Source organism: Ruegeria sp. BB5 (assembly GCF_056539405.1).
In genome coordinates this window covers 1-17,719 of record NZ_JBQFUX010000005.1, presented here as the reverse complement: position 1 = coordinate 17,719, position 17,719 = coordinate 1, and the positions used below count along the sequence as shown (strand labels likewise).

The window sequence follows — 17,719 nt, the reverse complement described above, 5'->3', positions numbered from 1 at the left end:
GCCCGCCCGACACAGAACAGGTCAATTCCGCACACCGCCCTGCGCTTTTTTGCGGTTGGGAAAGGCGCCATTGCACGTAACTCCGGCCTTGCAATTCACCGGACAAGTCGAAACCCTGCGCCAAAACGGAGGGGCGCAATGCTGAACGGTATTCGGATTATCGAGATCGAGGGGCTGGGCCCTGCCCCCTTTGCCGCCATGCTGCTGGCGGATATGGGCGCGGACGTCATCACCATCCACCGCAAGGTACGGGCGGCAACACCTGGCATGCCAGAATGCTCGGTTCTGGATCGCGGAAAACGGTCGATTGATCTGAACCTGAAGGACGAGAGCGATCTGGAAGTTACCAAACGGCTGATCGCCTCGGCTGATGCGCTGATCGAAGGGTTTCGCCCCGGAGTTATGGAGAAACTCGGCCTTGGTCCCGAACCCTGTCACGAAATGAACCCCAAGCTGGTCTACGGCCGGATGACAGGCTGGGGTCAGGACAGCCCCTTGTCGGACACGGCCGGACATGACCTGAACTATATCGCCTTGTCCGGCGCGCTCTGGTACGGATCACCCCCCGATCAACCGCCGCAGACCCCCGCCACACTGGTCGGTGATATCGGCGGAGGAGCGATGTATCTGGTCGCTGGCCTTCTGGCCGGGCTTCTGAACGCGCAGAGCACGGGCCAAGGCACCATCGTCGACGCCGCCATTTATGATGGCTCGGCACATATGATGAACCTGCTTATGAGTCTGAACCAATCCGGCAACCTGTCTGACGCACGCGGTCAAAGCCTGCTGGACGGCCCCCATTGGAGCCGCACCTACGCCTGTGCCGACGGCGGGTTCGTGACGGTCCAATGCCTCGAACCCAAATTCTATGCGCTTTTCCTGCAAAAGATGGGCCTGTCCGACGACAAGATTTTCGAGCCCCAGTTCGACCCGTCACTCTGGCCCGCGCAAACCTGCAGTCTTGCCGCCATATTCGCCGCAAAGCCACGCGACCACTGGGCAAATCTGTTCGCAGGAACAGATGCCTGTGTCGCCCCGGTTCTCAGCCCGACCGAAGCACAGGCCCATGAGATGAATACCACCCGCAACACATGGCTGCGTATCGACGGTGACCTTCAGGCCGCCGCCGCCCCGAGATTTTCCAACCATGCGTGGGCCCCGAAACCAAGCCCAGCCCGTGGCGAACACAGTGTGGAAATTCGGGCGGAGCTCGAAACTCTTCGCCGATCCGCCTCTTCATCTGGCTAAAAATACCTCGGGGGATGAATTGGCCACAGTCCAAGAAGGGGGCTGGCCCCTTCCCGGTTACCGCCCGCGAACTGTATCGATCATCAGCTGCACATTCGCAGGGTCAGCATCCGGCGTGATCCCGTGACCCAGATTGAAAATATGTGGTCCTTTTGAGAACGCTTCGACAATCCGGCGCGTCTCATCCACCAAAGCCTGCCCTCCGGACACCATATGGGACGAGGCCAGATTGCCCTGAACACAGCCATCCACCTGCACATGCTTGGCCCCCCATTCAGGCGAAACCGAATTGTCCAACGCGACACAGTCTACACCCGTTGCCTTGGCAAATCCGATATAGCCATCCCCGGCCTCTCGCGGGAAACCAATCACCGGGATATCGGGATGGCGTTCCTTGATGGCCTGCGTGATCACCCGACAAGGCTCAAGCGCATATTTCCGAAACGCATCCCCTTTCAGTGACCCGGCCCAGCTGTCAAAGATCTTGACCACTTCAGCCCCGGCCTCGATCTGCGCCGAGAGGTATTCGATGGTCGCCAGCGTAATACGCTCCAACAATGCCTCGAACAGGACGGTGTTTTCCTCGCGCAGCGCATGCGCGGGCCCCTGATCCGGGGTGCCGCGCCCGGCAATCATATATGTCGCAACGGTCCAGGGCGCGCCCGCGAAACCAATCAGAGTGGTCTCGGACGGCAATTCGCGCGACAGGATGCGCACCGTCTCATAAACCGGCGACAGGGTGTCATGGATATCCTCGACCGGTTTCAGCGCATCGAATTCCGAAGCTTGCGTGATGGTCGACAGACGCGGGCCTTCTCCGGTGACAAACCACAAATCCGCGCCCAGCGCTTGCGGTACCAGCAGGATATCGGCAAACAGGATCGCTGCGTCGAACCCATAGCGGCGGATCGGCTGCAACGTCACCTCGGCCGCCAGTTCAGGGTTATAGCATAGCGACAGAAAATCCCCAGCCTGCGCGCGGGTTGCGCGATACTCGGGCAGATACCGCCCGGCCTGACGCATCATCCAGATCGGCGGTACATCCTGCACCTCACCCGCCAGTGCCCGCAGCAGTTTCTTTGTCTCGGCCATCTTTGCCCCCAATCGTCTGGTTTGTCGCAACGGGTCGGCCCTCAGTGGCAATTTGTCAAGGTGTGCCCCCATTGTCAGGGCAATGTGACGCGACTAAAGCTTGGCGCATGACACTGACCATGCCTTCCCCCGACTCACCGCTGAAGATTGGCACCCGTGGTTCGCCTCTGGCGCTGGCGCAAGCATACGAAACCCGGCAACGGCTGGGCACTGCATTTGACTTGCCGGACGAGGCGTTCGAGATCGTGGTGATCAAGACCACCGGCGACAACCGCGCCATGATCGACGCGGATCGCCCGCTGAAAGAGATCGGCAACAAGGGCCTGTTCACCAAAGAAATTGAAGAGGCGATGCTGCGCGGCGATATCGACATCGCGGTGCATTCCACCAAGGACATGCCGGTGGAGCAGCCCGAGGGCCTCGTGCTGGACACATTCCTGCCGCGCGAAGATGTGCGCGACGCGTTTATTTCGCCCAGCCTGACCTCGATCCACGATCTGCCGCAGGGCGCGGTAGTAGGCACCTCCTCCCTGCGCCGTCGGGCGCAGCTATTGAACCGGCGACCTGACCTGAACGTTGTGGAATTCCGCGGCAATGTGCAGACCCGCCTGAAAAAACTGGCCGACGGCGTGGCGGACTGCACCTTTCTGGCCATGGCAGGCATCCGCCGCTTGAACATGGCCGAGGTTCCCGCCACGGCCATCGCCCCCGAGGACATGCTGCCCGCAATTGCACAGGGCACCATCGGTATCGAGCGTCGTAGCGACGATTCCCGTGCAGCGGGTATGCTCGAAGCAATCCACCATACCGAGACGGGTCAGCGCCTGGCCGCTGAACGCGCCCTGCTGGCGGCCCTGGACGGGTCCTGCGAAACCCCCATCGCGGGTCTTGCCGAAGTGCAAGGCGGACAACTGCGCCTGCGCGGCGAAGTGCTGCGCCCCGATGGGTCCGAGGCGATTGCCGAAGACCAAACTGGCACGATTTCCGACGGCCCCGAGATGGGCCGCGTCATGGCACAAACACTGTTGAAACAAGCAGGTCCGGGCTTCTTCGATTGGAGAAGTTGAGAAAAATTTGAGTAATGTGAATTACTTCACTGTAGATTGCATTCCGATCTGGCATCAAGGTGTCATACCGATGTGGTGAAGGGGCGATCTCGATAAAGTCGAAAGTTTTTTCAGTATATTCGCTTAAGTGGTATTCGAGGGGGCGAGACTGCACCAAATCACTAATCGGTTAGGGCCGCTGTCATATTTTGACAGCGGCCCATTTCATTTCAGATCAATCGTTCAGGCTGCACTGATCGCCTGTACAGCTTTTTCAACAGCCGCCCGGGTCTGTTCCAGATCGGCTTCGGTCACGGCCAATGACGGATACAGCTTGCCCGGAGATTTGAAGATCCCATTTGCGCGCAACGTATCGTTGTAGAGGGTATTTCGTTGTGGATCGTCATGTCTGGCGCTGCGGTAGTCGCGACAAGCCCTATCGGTGAAATAGATATCGAACAGCGTTTCATCTCCGACGACCTGATGCGGAATACCCGCCTTGGTCAGCGCGTCGACCTGCATCTGCTGCAATGCCAACCCAGTTGCGCGCAGCTGGTCATAAACGCCGTCGCGCCGCAAAACCTCGAGGGTTTTCAAACCTGCAACCGAAGCCACCGGATTGCCAGACAAGGTGCCCAACTGCATCAGCCAGCCTTCTTCGCCGACCTGCGCCTTGTTGAAATGCTTCATAATTTCGGCGCTGGCACCCAGCGCGGCCAGAGGGAAGCCACCGCCTGTAGCTTTGCCCAAAGTGCAGATATCGGGCGTCACGCCGTATTTTTCCTGCGCGCCGCCAAAGGCCAGGCGGAACCCGGTGACGATCTCGTCAAATATCAGAAGAACATGGTGCTTGTCGCACAGATCGCGCAAGCCCTGCAGGTAACCGGGTTCAGGCGGCACGATCCGTTGCAACGGCTCAACCATTATCGCAGCGACGTCATTGTGTTCGTCCAACAGGGCGGCCACCGCCTCAAGGTCATTAAAAGGGGCAACCAACACCTGTTCGGCCACGCTGTCAGGGATACCGGCACTGTCTGGCACGGCTTGCGGAAAGTTGACCTGCCGGCTGGGCGCAAGACTCATCTGTGCCTCGGCGCTCATGCCGTGATAGCCACCTTCGAATTTCAGAATCTTGCTGCTCCCCGTATAGGCGCGGGCCAGACGGATCGCATACATGTCCGCCTCACCGCCCGAGGCGACAAACCGCACCTGTTCGCAACAAGGCACCGCATCGATGATCGCCTCGGCCAGTTCAATGCCTTTGGCGTTGTTGGCAAAGAAGGTCATGCCTTTGGGCAATTGCTCCAGTACGGCCTCCATCACTTCGGGGTGGCCATGACCCAACAACATGGGGCCTGACCCGATCAGATAGTCGATATATTCATTGCCGTCCTCATCCCAGACGTGGCTGCCTTCGCCGCGGGCAATGATGATGCCAGGATCAAAATTGCCAAACCCTCCGGCGGGTAGAACTGCATTGGCGCGGTCGATCCATTCGGATTGTGTGCCTATCTTCAGCATCTCAAACGATCTCCAATATCAGGGAACCAAGAACTTCCGGGTCAGGTGAAACACCTAATCCTGAACCTTCGGGCGGAGCAATCCGGCCGTTTTCACGATTTGGTGCATCCTGGCAAAGTCGAGGGGCCACATAGGACGACAGGTCACAGGTATTCAGCAATGATCCATGCGGCGTCGACGCCGCAAAGTGCAACGATGCGGCCGTAACAATATCCGACCCCCAGGTGCATTCGGCGCAAATTTCTGCCCCCAGATGAACGGTCAGATCCCGCGCGCGGCGCATGGCCGACAAGCCGCCAAATTTGGAAAATTTCAACGCCACTGCATCCATGCACCCCAGTTCATGCGCCCGCAACAGCGAGGCCAGATCAAATGCGTTTTCGTCAATCTTCATCGGCAAGCCGGTGGCCTGTCGCACAGCAGCGCAGTCTTCCAGCGTTTTACACGGCTGCTCCAGCATCACGTCCAGATGCGCAACGGCCCGCCCCGTGCGTGTGGCTTGCAACCGCGACGCGCCACAGTTCCAGTCGCCATAGACCAGAGGGCCCGGTCCCACGGCCTCACGCACTTTGATCAGACGTTCCGCATCGGCCTGCCAGTCGCCCTCAACCCCCAGCTTGACCTGAAACTGGCGAATGCCGGTTTGATAAGCGGTTTTGGCGATCCGCGCCATGTCGTCTGGCGCGATACAGGTGATCGAATGATAGAGCGGCATGTCCTTCCGCGTCCGCCCGCCCAGCAAAGCATAGATCGGTTGGCCCGTGGCCTGACCAAACAGGTCCCACAGAGCAATGTCGACAATGGATTTGGCATAAAGATGCCCTTGCAAGAACCCGTCCAGTTTACGCATCGGTGCGTCGACCCCAAACGGGGAAACCCCTATGATCTGCGGTCCCATTTCTGCCACCGCCCCCGGCACACCGCTGGCAAAGGCTGGCAGGTAATGGGGGATCGGGCAGACCTCGCCCCAACCTTTCAGGCCGGTATCCGTTTCCAGACACAGAACATGGGTTTTAACTGTGGCACAGGTCTTACCCTCGGCCATGTGGTAGGTCTCGTGACTGGTCAGATCGACGGACCAGAGCGTTATCTTGGTGATCCTCATTGATAAACTCCAACCGGATCGCCAAGCGCCTCTTCGTCGGGATGAACACCAAGTCCCGGTGTTTCCGGAAGGTGCAGGTGACCTTCGATGTTACGCGGCCCGCGCCCGGCGGCGATATCAACCGTGATCATATCCTGACAAGCCCAGACCGCGTGGCAATTTTCGTCCGGGATGGTAGAGGCAAGATGCAGTGCCTCGGTATCGGCCAGAACCGAGCCGCCAGTGGCCATCACGAACATGTCGATCCCGTGCGCCAGCGCGATATCTCGCATCCGAGCTGCTTTGGTCAGACCGCCGACGCGATTCAGTTTGATCCCGAACACCTCGGCCAGCCCGTCACGGGCAATCCGCGCGGCGTCCTGCAAGGTGACCAGGCTTTCATCTACCGACACGGGTGAGGCATGACGGCCCGAGATCGCGGCAATATCATCCAGCGTCTCACCGGGCTGTTCAAAAATGACGTTCAGATCCTCGCAGGCACTCATTACTTGCAGGGCCTGTTGCCGGGTCCAGCCTCGGTTGACGTCATATAGGACGATCTCACCCGGTCGCCGAATGCTCTCCACGTCGCGCACACGAGTAATGTCACGTTCGACGTCACCGCCGATCTTTACCGAATGGGCAACGTAGCCGCGGTTGCGATACCGCTCCATGACCTCACGGGTTTCTTCCACAGTCTTGGCCCCGACCGAGGATGCAATAGGACGCGGCGTCCGCGACCCCCCACCCATCAGATCAGCAATCGGCAGGCCGGCCGCCTGACCTGCGATGTCCCAGCACGCCATGTCGATCGGGCTTTTGGCATAGAGATGTCCGGGCAGCGCGGTATCCATTGCCCGTTCCACATCCAGCACTCGTCGCGGATCAAGGCCCAGAATGAACGGCGCCATGGTTTGAATGCCCGCGCGAATGCCCGGCCCATGCGCAGGCACATAGGTGTGACCCCAAGGAGTGCCCTCGCCCCAGCCGATCAGTCCGGCATCAGTTTCCACCTTAACCAGCGTCGCATCCAGCACGTCGAATTTCAGCCGCCCACCAGACAGCCAATAGGGATGCTCTAACGGCAAATCGACGTGATAGACCGAAAGGCGGGTGATTTTCATTTCAACTCCACCTCGACAAAGGACATGGGGGTATCCCCAGCGTTGATAACGTTATGTTCCACCCCTTCGTCGCGGCGATAGGCGGTTCCAGCGAGAACCGTCACTTCGTTGGCCGTTCCATCGGGCAACTCCAACCGCATCTGGCAATCGGTTACAGCCATGATGACGTAATCCATCGCGTGACGGTGCCAGCCAGTTTCAGCGTCGGGGGCAAAGTCAAAGCGCGTCACCCGCACACGCGCGTCATCGATCATCTGGGTTGCAACAGCTTGCGGTCTCATAATCTAAACTCCTCAACAGGCGCACCGAGGCTTTCGAAATCGGGCACTACACCCATTCCTGGTACATCCGAGGCGTAGAGCTTGCCATTCCGCGACATTGGTCCGCCGATTCCGGTAGAACGCGTGTTGTAGTTCATCAGGTCGGTTGTGTTTTGCAGGTAGTCGGACGGGGTCGAGGCAGCAAAATGGGCGACAGCCGAGGTGGCTATTTCCCCACCCCAGGTGTCTTCGCTGACCACCGGAATGCGGTTTTCGACCAGATAGTCCCGCACCCGCCGCGCCTTGCTTAGCCCACCAAGGTTCGAGATTTTGAGACAGCAGATCTCGGCCCCGCGATCCGCGACGATGCGCTGCGCCATGTGCATACCAGTCAGGCATTCATCCAGCTTCATAGGTTGCTTGGCCACGCGGCGTACCTGCTGGCATTCTTCATAGGTGCGGCAGGGCTGTTCCAGAATGTAATCCAGATCGCGCGTTGCGCGCGCCACCCGGATCGCGTTGTCAACGCGCCAGCCCTGATTGGCATCGGCCATCGCCTTTTCACCAGGTTGAAGCAAAGGCAGTGTCGTCCGGATACGGTCAATATCCGTGACCCAGTCGCTGCCGACCTTAATCTGAAACTGCCGGTACCCCTGCTCGCGGTACCGGTTCATTTCGGCGACCGTCTCATCAACCGCTTTCTGAGGCGCGACGCGATACATCGGCGCGCCGTCGGTCAGCTTACCACCCAGCAGCATCCAAACCGGTTGATCACAAGCCTGCCCCAGAATGTCCCAGCACGCGGCATCAAACGGAGCCTTTGCGTACCCATGTCCCTGAATCAAATGATCCATAAGCTGTTCGATGCGCCCCACCTGTCGCGGGTCCTCGCCCAACAGCGACGGAGCAACTAACCGGGCCAGCGCGGCGACGCCTTCGGAATGCGCAACCATATAGTTCTCACCACAAGGTGTGAATTCTCCGCACCCCTGCAGACCCGCATCTGTGTCGATGACGACGACTGACGCAGTTGCGGTTTCAATCGCGTTGCCCGCCCCCCAAACGTAGGCACCGCCCACATAAGGCAGACCGGTCTGGAACACGCGCACATGGGTGATTTTCATGCGGCATCCATTCGTGGCAAATCGCCCATTCCCTCGCCGCGCCAAAGAACGAAGGTCAGGATCGGCTCATCTATTGTGGTCATCGCATGGCTTTGCCAACTGAGGTGATGGCGTGTCTGGTTGGGACCGATATAGGTTTCGTTCCCTTCGATGCGAAACCTTGCTCCGCCACCGACAACCAAATAGAGTTCCTCAGCCTGATGGCTGTGCCAATCATAATTCAAACCTGCCCCCCAATAGGCGACGTAGCCGCGCAATTGGGTCGAGTGGAAATGCCCGGTTGGCCCGAACAATTCATAATAGCCGAAGCGGTTTAGGAAATCGGCCCCCACCTCTTCTTCGGTATAGGTGTGCTTCCATTGCGCCAGATGTGCTGTTGCCCTGATCGCATCGGACAGGGATTGCGTGGCGTCGCCGGTCGGGAATTCAGTTTGCTGAACCAACTCTACTGCCGGGATTTGGTTTGGCTCCAAACCTGTCGCTACAAGATCGTCAGGCCAGGCACCAAAACCCGAAAGATCAGGGTGGGATTGATGCAGCTGCCGGGCGGCCTCTAGAACGTCGTCCATTGTCACGGGATCACCACGATGTTGCCTGTGTGTTGTTTGGCGATAAAGGCCGCTTGTGCCTCACGCAATTCTTCCAGTGGAAAGGTAGCCGCCAACGCAGGCTTGAGCTCTCCGGCCTCGATGTATTTCACGAGGTTTTGCATGACTTGAGGGTCGATCACGGTCGAACCTGTGAAGGTCAAATCCCGCAGGTAGAATGTTCGCAGATCAAACTCGACCATCGGCCCCGCGATCGCACCCGAGCACGTATAGCGCCCGCCGCGTTCCAGACTGTCGATCAGGTTCGGCCAATAGGGGCCACCGACCACATCGGCAACTACGGTGATCTTTTCTGCACCCAAAGCCACGCGAAGGTTTTCCGGCGCACGGGGCAAAATCTCGTCGGGGCCTAATTTGGCGACGTCTGCATGCTTGGTCTCGGACGCCATTGCGATCACACGCGCGCCGCGCCGTTTGGCCAATTGCACCAGTGCCCCGCCAACGCCACCCGAGGCGCCGGGCACCAACACGGTGTCGGTGTCGGTCACGTTGGCGCGGGTCAGCATGCCTTCGGCGGTCGAATACGAGCAGGAAAACGTCGCCAGCTCCGCATCCGTGAGGTCTGATTTGATCGGCACCGCATTCACCGCAAGTGTCGTGGCGTATTCGGCAAATCCGCCGTCCCGCTCGGACCCGTAGTATCCGGTCTTGTCCATGTTGCCTGGATCGTTCGGATCGCGCAGCCAGCCATCGGTGATCACGCGTTCACCAATTCGGGCGCTGTCGACACCATCGCCGACGGCCACGATCTGACCGCAGATATCGGCGCCCTGAATGCGCGGGAACGTGATTGGCGCGCCGCCCCAAGTCGGGTCATCTTCGCCCACTTCTTCAAACGCGCCACCCGTTGTCGCATCCGTCACCGTTTTGGAATACCAACCCGAGCGTGTGTTCACGTCGGTATTGTTCAAACCACAGGCCGCAACTTTGATCAGCACCTCGCCCACGGCGGGTTCCGGGCGCGGCCAGTCCTCATGCAACACCATTTGTTCAAGGCCACCATGGCCCATCGTGACCATAGCTTTCATTGTATCGGGCAGGCTCATTGTGCAGTCTCCAGCATGGCGTCGGTACGGGGCAGCAGGCTGTCGGGGTCATAGGCAGGTTCACCCAACACGCGGGCTACGCGGGGTTTGCCGTGGATCACGACCTGCAACGCGGTGCCGGGGGTTGCGGCTTCGGGCTTGATATAGGCAAAGGCCAGAATCTTACTGACCGTATGGCCATAAGCCACCGAAGCCGTCGAGCCCACGACGCGGCCATCCAGCGTGACCGCTTCGCCGCCATGACCGTCGATCTCTCCGTCGGGTTCAATCTCAAGATAGGCGCAGATCCAGGGCAGATCAGAATTTAGGGTCTTGTCCTTGCCCAGATACTCCTTGTCCGTACGGGCAAAGCGCAGCACATCAGCCTCGGCCAGAGTGACCTCGTTGGTCAACTCACTCGCACCTTTGAAGCCCTTCTCCATCCGCATCACGTTCATGGCAAAGCTGCCATAGTCGGCGATGCCATGAGGTTCGCCAGCGGTCCAGAGCGCGGTATAGACGTCGAGGCAGGCGGCGTTGGGCATGTGCAGCTCCCAGCCGAGTTCCCCGGCATAGGACATGCGGAAGATCCAGACCTTGTGGCCTGCGACGGTGATCTCCTGTGCCGACAGCCAAGGGAACCCAGCATTGGTCAGATTGGCATCGGTGCAGCGGGACAGTACGTCGCGTGACCGGGGACCGTTCAGTGACAAGGCCGACCAGTCGGCAGACAGAGCGGTGATCTGCACATCCTCATCAGCGCACTGGTGTGCCAGATGATCCAGTAGGCGCTGTTCAAAGAAAGCTGCACAGACCAGATAGAAGCGGTCCTCGGCCATGCGGACAATCGTCGTCTCCAATTCGATCCGCCCGCGTCGGTTCAGCATATGCGTCAGTGTGATGGAACCGACCTTTTGCGGCATCCGGTTGGCGGTCAACCGGTCCAGCAGGGCATAGGCGTCCGGGCCAGAGACCTCGACCTTGGTGAAAGCGGTGACATCCATGATACCGACGCGTTCGCGGACCGCTTTGACCTCAGCTGCGACCATGTCGTCTGCCGGTGTGCGGCGGAAGGAATAGTGATCGCGCTGTTCGACCCCGTCCCGTGCGAACCAGCGGGGGCGCTCAAAACCATACACCTCCTCATGCACCGCGCCTTTGGAGTTCAGCAGTTCATACAGCGGCGACGGCTTGATCGGGCGACCTTCCAGGCGATTGAAATGCGGGAAAGGGATTTCATGGCGCAGGCAGTAATCTTCCTCAGCCTTGATCACCTGCCAGTCCTTGTTGGCATACGCCCCAAACCGGCGCGGGTCGAATTCGCGCATCGAGATATCGGCCGCCCCATGCACCATCCAGCGCGCCAGCTCGCGGGTCAGACCTGGCCCCCAGCCGATGCCGATCTGCGTTCCGCAACAGCACCAATAGTTCCGAACACCCGGCGCAGGGCCGATCAACGGGTTGCCATCGGGGGGATGCGAAATCGCGCCATGTACGTCGCGTTGAATGCCCAGTTCAGCAAAGATCGGCATCCGGTTCAGGCTTTCTTCAAGCCACGGCATCACCCGGTCGTAGTCCGCATCGAACAACCAGTTTTCGTATTCCCAGGGGCAATGATCATGCCAGACCGAGTTCGGGTTCTCTTTTTCGTAAATCCCGATCAGCCCGCGCTGCTGCTCCATCCGGATATAGCCCGAGACTTTGCGATCGTCGCGGATCACCGGCAGTTCGGTGTCCAGGTTCTGGAACTCCGGCACCGGTTCGGTCACGAAGTAGTGGTGGGTCATCGAAGTCATGGGCAGTTGTAGCCCCGACCATTCGCCCATCTGACGGGCATAGGTGCCGCCAGCGTTCACCACATGCTCACAAGTTATGGTGCCCTGTTCGGTCTCTATCACCCACTCCCCATTCCCAGCCTGCGTAATGTTGGTGGCGCGGCAGTTGCGGAAGATGCGCACACCCTTTAGACGCGCGCCTGTTGCCATCGCCATGGTGACGTTTGTCGGGTCCACATGGCCATCGTCGGGCGTATGCAGCGCGCCCAACACGCCGTCGAGATTGTAGAACGGGTGCAGCTCCGCCACCTTTTCGGGGCCGACTAATTCGATATTGAACCCAAGCGAGCGACCAACGGACAGGGTGTGGCGCAACCAGTCCATCTCATCCTCAGTATAGGCCAGTCGAAACGATCCGCAGCCATGCCATGTCACCGGCTGGCCGGTCTCTGCCTCAAGCGCACCTGAATACAAACCGATGTTGTAGTCCACACATTTGCCCAGCCCAAAGCTCGATGTTGAATGTGTGATCTGCCCTGCCGCATGCCAGGTGCTGCCGCTGGTCAGTTCAGCCTTTTCCAGCAGGACAGTATCCTCGCCCCACCCTTCATGCGCCAGATGGTAGGCCAGACCGACCCCCATGACACCTCCGCCCACGATCACCACGCGGGCATGTGACGGCAGATTCTTCTCGGACATGATTTTTCCTCTTCCCGAGTCGCGTTTCTGCTCGACAGGCTAATTCCACAAATGTACCATCGTCAATCATGAATGACACAAATGTATCATCAATCGTTCTCGACCGCCTCACCGAAGAGTGGGACGCCCTGACGCCCGAGGCACAGAAAGCCGCGCGCTACGTGCTGGAAAACCCCACGGATGTTGGGGTTTCGACCGTGCGCGAGATTGCCGAGGCTGCCAATGTGAAACCCAACACCTTCGTGCGGATGGCTCGGCAGGTGGGCTTCGAAGGTTACGAGGATTTTCGCGCGCCATTTCGCGACGCGATTCGCCAAGGCACCGTGTCGTTTCCCGATCGCGCGCGCTGGTTGCAGACCATTGGCAAGTCGGGTGAGCTGGGCGGCCTTTATGCCGATATGATCGGCGCCGCGATCCGCAACATCGAAGACACCTTTGCCGGAATCGACGCCGACCGACTGAAAGCCGCCGCCGAGGATATCTGGAATTGTCGCCAAATCTTCACGCTGGGCGTTGGCGTCAATAACGCGAACGCGCGCAACTTTACCTATCTGGCCTCTACGGGCATGAAGCAATTTCACGCCATCCCTCGCCCTGGCTCGACCCCGGTCGACGATCTGGCCTGGGCCGACGAACAGGATGTGCTGATCGCCATCACCTGCCACCCTTACCGGACCGAAGTGATCGACGCAATTAAACTGGCGCGGCAGCAGGGCCTGACTGTCATCGGCCTGTCCGACAGCCCCGCCAGCCCAGTAATCCTGAACGCGCAGCATGGCTTTGTCGTCGCTGCTGACACGCCGCAATTCTTCCCGTCCTCCGTATCTACCATCGCTTTGTTGGAAACGCTGCTGTCCTTCGTGATCGCGGTTTCCAGCGATGAGATTGTCGAGCGGGTGGAACGGTTTCATCAACGCAGGCACCAGCTTGGCCTTTACGCAGAGGAGCCCGAATGAACGCCCCGCTGACACGTTCGCTTGATGCGCGATACTACACCGACCCTGCGATTTTCACGCAAGAGATGCAGGGCCTTCTGGCCCGAACTTGGCAATTCGCCGGACACGTGGCGCAAGTCCGCGAAACAGGGGACTACTTTGCCTTCACGATTGCCGGGCAGAACCTGTTCTGCATTCGGGGTCGCGACGGAGAAATCCGCACCTTTTACAACGTTTGTCAGCATCGAGCGCACGAGATGGTCACCGGCGCCGGAAACACCCGCGTCGTCGTCTGCCCCTACCACGCGTGGACATATGAATTGTCCGGCCAGCTGCGCGCAGGGCCCAACATCAAATCCGTCCCCGGCTTTGACCGTAGCACCATCTGCCTGACCTCTGTCCGGACCGAAGTGTTCAACGGCTTCATCTTCGTCAATCTCGACGATGACGCCGCGCCAATGGATAAATGGTACCCCGGCGTGCGCGAAGAAATCCGCGCCTTCGTCCCTCACATCGACGATCTGGAACCGCTGGAATGGGTCGAGATACCCGAGAACTGCAACTGGAAGGTCAGTATCGAGAATTACTCGGAATGCTATCACTGCCCAACCAATCACCCGACCTTTGCCGAAGGCGTGGTCAAACCCGAGACCTATGACATTCAACCCGATCCAAGCGGCGGCTACGTGCTGCGCCACACGACGGAATGCCAGAGCCTCGACAAGATGACCTATCCCATCGACATGTCGGTGCCTCATGCAGGTCATTATCAGTCGTGGTTCCTGTGGCCGATGTTTTCATTCCAATGCTACCCGGGCAATGTGCTGAATACTTACCACTGGCGCGCGGTCGATGCCGATCACTGCACCGTCTGGCGCGGCTGGTATACCGAAGGCGGGTCGGAAAGTGCGGTGATCCGTCAATTGGCCGTGCAGGATCGCGAAACCACGGTCGAAGAAGATATCCATCTGGTCGAAAGCGTTCACCGGGGCCTGAAATCCCGTGGCTATCGCCCTGGTCCACTGGTGCTGGACCCCAGATGCGGTGTGATGTCGGAACACTCGATTGCCCGGTTACAACAATGGATGCGTGAGGCGGTGGACTGATGATCAAGGTGATCCACCCATGCTGATGCCCGAAGACTGGCGACCGGAGCACAAGCTATTTCCGCATCAGGTGGGCTTTACCTCTCCTCCGTTCGACTTCGATGCGGCTCCATCCGATTTCCTGCGCATCAGCCCGGGCACCGTAGGGGTACATGGCTGGATGCTGCATGTTCCAGAATATGTGCATGGGCTGGATCAGCGAAAACAGAATTTCGGGATGCTTGAGGATTTTGTCCACTGCATGTCCCGAAACGGCGTCGATGTGTGCGGTCAGGTCGGGTCAAACTGGGTGCATGCCTGCGGGCTGGGCGTTGAAGGCGTACGACAGCATTGCGCGGATCTGTCCGACAAATACGGCACGCAGTTTCATATGGCAGGATACGCCATGATCGAAGCGCTGCGAGAGATGAATGTGGAGAAGGTGGCGTTGAACGCTGCCTACCATTGGCCGGAATGGTGGCAAGGCACAGTCGGGTTCCTTCAAGAAGCCGGGTTCGATGTTTTGTATGCCGGCAATTTCCATGATCAGGGATGGTTTGCCAGCCAAGATGATGTGAACAGCAATCGCTGGGTCTTCGAAGGCGATCTGGCGCTCAAAAGCTTTGAATACGTTGCCGAGCAGGCCCCGAATGCCGATGCGATCCTTGTCAACGGCATGTGCAATTTCCGCACGGGTCCGAACGGTCTGCCACAACGCCCCCTGCATTTGGTAGACGATCTGGAGGCCGCCTTGGGTAAACCTGTAGTCGGCCACGACATCGCGCTCTATTGGCGCATCTTCAGATCCCTTGACTTGCGGCCCGCGACACCATTGGGTCGGCTTCTGAAAAGCCTGTAGATCAAAGAGGGCTGAAACCCATGCACAAAATACTCGCGCTTTGGGCGGTGCCCCGATCCACTTCAACGGCTTTTGAATGGATGATGCGCCAGCGCGGCGATCTGGATTGCCTGCACGAACCCTTCGGCGAGGCATGGTATCAGGGAGAAGACCCACTTTGGCACCGGTTCAAACCGGGGGATGTCACAACGCCCGGCCTGACGCTTGGGAAAGTGTGGCAGGGCATCAAAGCCCGAGCCGAAAATGCGCCGGTCTTCATCAAGGACTTTCCGCACTACATCAACCATATGTGGGATGCCGAGTTCCTGTCCCACTTCAATCATTCCTTCCTGATCCGCGACCCGGCCAAAACGATCACCTCGATGTTCAAGCGCTGGCCAGACTTCGCAGAAGGAGAGGTTGGCTTCCCCGAACAGCGCGCCTTATTCGACTTGCTAACCGCCCTGACCGGCACCCCTCCGCCTGTGATTGACAGCGATGATCTGCTGGAAGACCCCCGTGCAATGACAGAGAAATACTGTGACGCAGTGGGCATTCCTTTTATCGAAGACGCCTTGACCTGGGAAGCCGGTGGCGATCCTTCGGCACATAGCTGGTGGGATGGCGGGTCGTTTCACGCCAATCTCGCGAACTCGACCGGATTGGCGCCGCAACCTCGCAAATATGTGTCAATCGAAGAGGCGCCTGATCGGGTCAAACAGGTGCATCGCCGGATGAAACCGCATTATGATCACCTCTACAAACATCGTCTGACGCGCTAAAGAACCGGAGACCCCAAATGGCAGACATTTTCGACGAAGACCTGTTCCTCAAAGGGTTGGAACAACGCAAAGGCACGCTCGGGGCCGAATATGTAGAAAAGAACCTGGCGTCCGCGGATGACTTTACGCGCCCGTTTCAGGAGGCCATGACAGCCTGGTGCTGGGGCTTTGGCTGGGGCGACAGCGTGATCGACGCCAAGACCCGATCGATGATGAACCTGTCGATGATCGGCGCGCTGGGGAAGATGCACGAATGGGAAATCCACTGCAAAGGCGCGATTAACAATGGCGTCTCGAAGGAGGAAATCAGGGCCATCATCCACGTGATCGGCATCTATTGCGGAGTACCCCAGGCTCTGGAATGCTTCCGTGTGGCGCGAAAGGTGCTTGAAGCCAAATAAATGCTCAAACTAGTCAAATCTAAACAGGCATGACTGGTTCAGTATCAGGCTTCGGACCCTAAGTTTGTAAGTAAATCGACAATCTCGCCGCTCCTCGTCCCGATTAAGGCGTGTCGGGCAGAGCGAGGGGCAGGCTGCAAGAATTTTTTGACACGCATTGTCGTCTCATACGATCAGGACGCCAAGAGCCATGTATTAGATATGCATGGCAACCTCATCACCGCAACAAACAAGGCAAGCAGAGCCCTCCCAACCTTCTTTAATACTTGAACAGCCTACATCAGGGTTGATCATTGCGACTGCACCCCCCTTGCCGGATCGACTGATTGGGCGCACAATATGAGCTCATACACAAAATTGCGCCCTGGGTGCGCACCGTGACACGCTTCGCGTCCGGGACGCCTTCTATGAAATGGAGGGCACCATGACTATTGCATCTCGTCTGAAACACCATTTGGACTCCCAGGGGCTTCCGTTTGATACTGTCCCGCATCCCTATGCCGCTACTGCAAGCGAATGTGCAGAAGCGGCACATGTTCCCGGCGACCACCTTGCCAAATCCGTCTTAATACACATGGAAGAGGGGCCCATACTTGCAGTGCTGCCCAGCAACCATCAGGTCGACCTCACTGCTCTGCAATCGATGATGGATCGGCGCCTTGGTTTAGCTCCTGAATCCGAAATGCGCGAATTGTTTGATGATTGCGCACTTGGCGCGATACCACCTGTGGGCGATGCCTATGATCTGCCGACTGTTGTGGACAACAGTCTCACTGGCCTCGACAGGGTTTGGTTCGAAGCTGGAGACCACCAAACTTTGATTGAAATGCGCGGGAAGGATTTCGACACGATGATGAAAGACGTTAAGCACGGCGCTTTCTGCTGCATGCATTAAGCTCTGGCGTGTTTTTTCCCTGATTTACCCCGCTCCGGCGGGGTTTTTCTGAGCTAAGGGAGCAGGATTTTTAGCTCTCACCCCATTGTTTTATGGTTCTGACGGGTTGAGTGTGTTAAGCGATTGATCTTGGGGATCAATTGTAGTGTGACCGGGTTGTTCTGAGATTTTCTGACG

General features: G+C 58.5%; 17 protein-coding genes. 8 read left to right on the top strand and 9 right to left on the bottom strand.

All coding sequences use genetic code 11. The annotated features are described in order from the left end of the window. The first annotated feature begins 138 nt into the window (after nt 1–138). The gene (locus ACR0DL_RS12920; RefSeq protein ID WP_170350746.1) at nt 139–1,248 is read left to right on the top strand and encodes a CaiB/BaiF CoA transferase family protein; all 1,110 of its coding nucleotides are present in this window, start codon (nt 139–141) and stop codon (nt 1,246–1,248) included. A 57-nt stretch (nt 1,249–1,305) separates the two neighbouring features. On the opposite strand, the gene hemE is transcribed toward ACR0DL_RS12920, so the two are convergent. Further along, on the bottom strand, nt 1,306–2,340 hold the full coding sequence (gene hemE / locus ACR0DL_RS12915; RefSeq protein ID WP_170350747.1) for a uroporphyrinogen decarboxylase: 1,035 nt from the start codon (nt 2,338–2,340) through the stop codon (nt 1,306–1,308). Nucleotides 2,341–2,447: 107 nt separating this feature from the next. Here hemE and hemC point away from each other — a divergent pair, with 107 nt between their 5' ends. Further along, nucleotides 2,448–3,407, top strand: a complete 960-nt coding sequence (gene hemC / locus ACR0DL_RS12910) for a hydroxymethylbilane synthase (protein ID WP_170350748.1) — start codon at nt 2,448–2,450, stop codon at nt 3,405–3,407. A gap of 222 nt (nt 3,408–3,629) precedes the next feature. On the opposite strand, the gene ACR0DL_RS12905 is transcribed toward hemC, so the two are convergent. The 8 genes from ACR0DL_RS12905 to ACR0DL_RS12870 are packed head-to-tail and all read right to left on the bottom strand — an operon-like array spanning nt 3,630 to nt 12,606. Then, nucleotides 3,630–4,907, bottom strand: a complete 1,278-nt coding sequence (locus tag ACR0DL_RS12905) for an aspartate aminotransferase family protein (protein WP_480689530.1) — start codon at nt 4,905–4,907, stop codon at nt 3,630–3,632. A 1-nt stretch (nt 4,908) separates the two neighbouring features. Further along, complete coding sequence (locus ACR0DL_RS12900) at nt 4,909–6,012, bottom strand: mandelate racemase/muconate lactonizing enzyme family protein (protein ID WP_480689528.1); 1,104 nt, start codon at nt 6,010–6,012, stop codon at nt 4,909–4,911. After that, nucleotides 6,009–7,115 (bottom strand): mandelate racemase/muconate lactonizing enzyme family protein, encoded by a 1,107-nt coding sequence (locus ACR0DL_RS12895; RefSeq protein WP_480689526.1) that lies wholly within the window; start codon nt 7,113–7,115, stop codon nt 6,009–6,011. The genes ACR0DL_RS12900 and ACR0DL_RS12895 overlap by 4 nt, the downstream gene beginning before the upstream one ends. Further along, a complete protein-coding gene (locus ACR0DL_RS12890) occupies nt 7,112–7,396 on the bottom strand; it encodes a cupin domain-containing protein (RefSeq protein WP_254429568.1) in 285 nt (94 codons plus the stop codon). Before ACR0DL_RS12890 ends, ACR0DL_RS12895 begins: the two co-directional genes overlap by 4 nt. After that, complete coding sequence (locus ACR0DL_RS12885) at nt 7,393–8,499, bottom strand: mandelate racemase/muconate lactonizing enzyme family protein (protein ID WP_480689524.1); 1,107 nt, start codon at nt 8,497–8,499, stop codon at nt 7,393–7,395. Before ACR0DL_RS12885 ends, ACR0DL_RS12890 begins: the two co-directional genes overlap by 4 nt. Then, a complete protein-coding gene (locus ACR0DL_RS12880; RefSeq protein ID WP_425081743.1) occupies nt 8,496–9,068 on the bottom strand; it encodes a dimethylsulfonioproprionate lyase family protein in 573 nt (190 codons plus the stop codon). The genes ACR0DL_RS12885 and ACR0DL_RS12880 overlap by 4 nt, the downstream gene beginning before the upstream one ends. A 2-nt stretch (nt 9,069–9,070) precedes the next feature. After that, nucleotides 9,071–10,153, bottom strand: coding sequence for an alcohol dehydrogenase family protein (locus ACR0DL_RS12875; RefSeq protein WP_480648050.1), 1,083 nt, complete (start codon nt 10,151–10,153; stop codon nt 9,071–9,073). Next, the gene (locus ACR0DL_RS12870; protein WP_480689522.1) at nt 10,150–12,606 is read right to left on the bottom strand and encodes an FAD-dependent oxidoreductase; all 2,457 of its coding nucleotides are present in this window, start codon (nt 12,604–12,606) and stop codon (nt 10,150–10,152) included. Before ACR0DL_RS12870 ends, ACR0DL_RS12875 begins: the two co-directional genes overlap by 4 nt. 68 nt (nt 12,607–12,674) lie before the next feature. Here ACR0DL_RS12870 and ACR0DL_RS12865 point away from each other — a divergent pair, with 68 nt between their 5' ends. The 6 genes from ACR0DL_RS12865 to ACR0DL_RS12840 all read left to right on the top strand — a co-directional run bounded on the left by ACR0DL_RS12865 (nt 12,675) and on the right by ACR0DL_RS12840 (nt 17,542). Then, the gene (locus ACR0DL_RS12865) at nt 12,675–13,562 is read left to right on the top strand and encodes a MurR/RpiR family transcriptional regulator (RefSeq protein WP_170350755.1); all 888 of its coding nucleotides are present in this window, start codon (nt 12,675–12,677) and stop codon (nt 13,560–13,562) included. After that, entirely contained in the window at nt 13,559–14,647 is a 1,089-nt protein-coding gene (locus ACR0DL_RS12860; RefSeq protein WP_480689520.1) for an aromatic ring-hydroxylating oxygenase subunit alpha, read from the top strand. The genes ACR0DL_RS12865 and ACR0DL_RS12860 overlap by 4 nt, the downstream gene beginning before the upstream one ends. 19 nt (nt 14,648–14,666) lie before the next feature. Next, nucleotides 14,667–15,485 (top strand): hypothetical protein, encoded by an 819-nt coding sequence (locus ACR0DL_RS12855; RefSeq protein ID WP_480689518.1) that lies wholly within the window; start codon nt 14,667–14,669, stop codon nt 15,483–15,485. A 20-nt stretch (nt 15,486–15,505) separates the two neighbouring features. Then, nucleotides 15,506–16,246 (top strand): sulfotransferase-like domain-containing protein, encoded by a 741-nt coding sequence (locus ACR0DL_RS12850; protein ID WP_480689516.1) that lies wholly within the window; start codon nt 15,506–15,508, stop codon nt 16,244–16,246. A gap of 17 nt (nt 16,247–16,263) precedes the next feature. Continuing rightward, the gene (locus tag ACR0DL_RS12845; protein WP_170350759.1) at nt 16,264–16,647 is read left to right on the top strand and encodes a carboxymuconolactone decarboxylase family protein; all 384 of its coding nucleotides are present in this window, start codon (nt 16,264–16,266) and stop codon (nt 16,645–16,647) included. Nucleotides 16,648–17,071: 424 nt separating this feature from the next. Beyond that, nucleotides 17,072–17,542 carry an aminoacyl-tRNA deacylase gene (locus ACR0DL_RS12840; protein WP_170361221.1) on the top strand — a complete coding sequence of 157 codons (471 nt, stop codon included), beginning with the start codon at nt 17,072–17,074 and terminating at the stop codon, nt 17,540–17,542. Nucleotides 17,543–17,719: the final 177 nt, after the last annotated feature.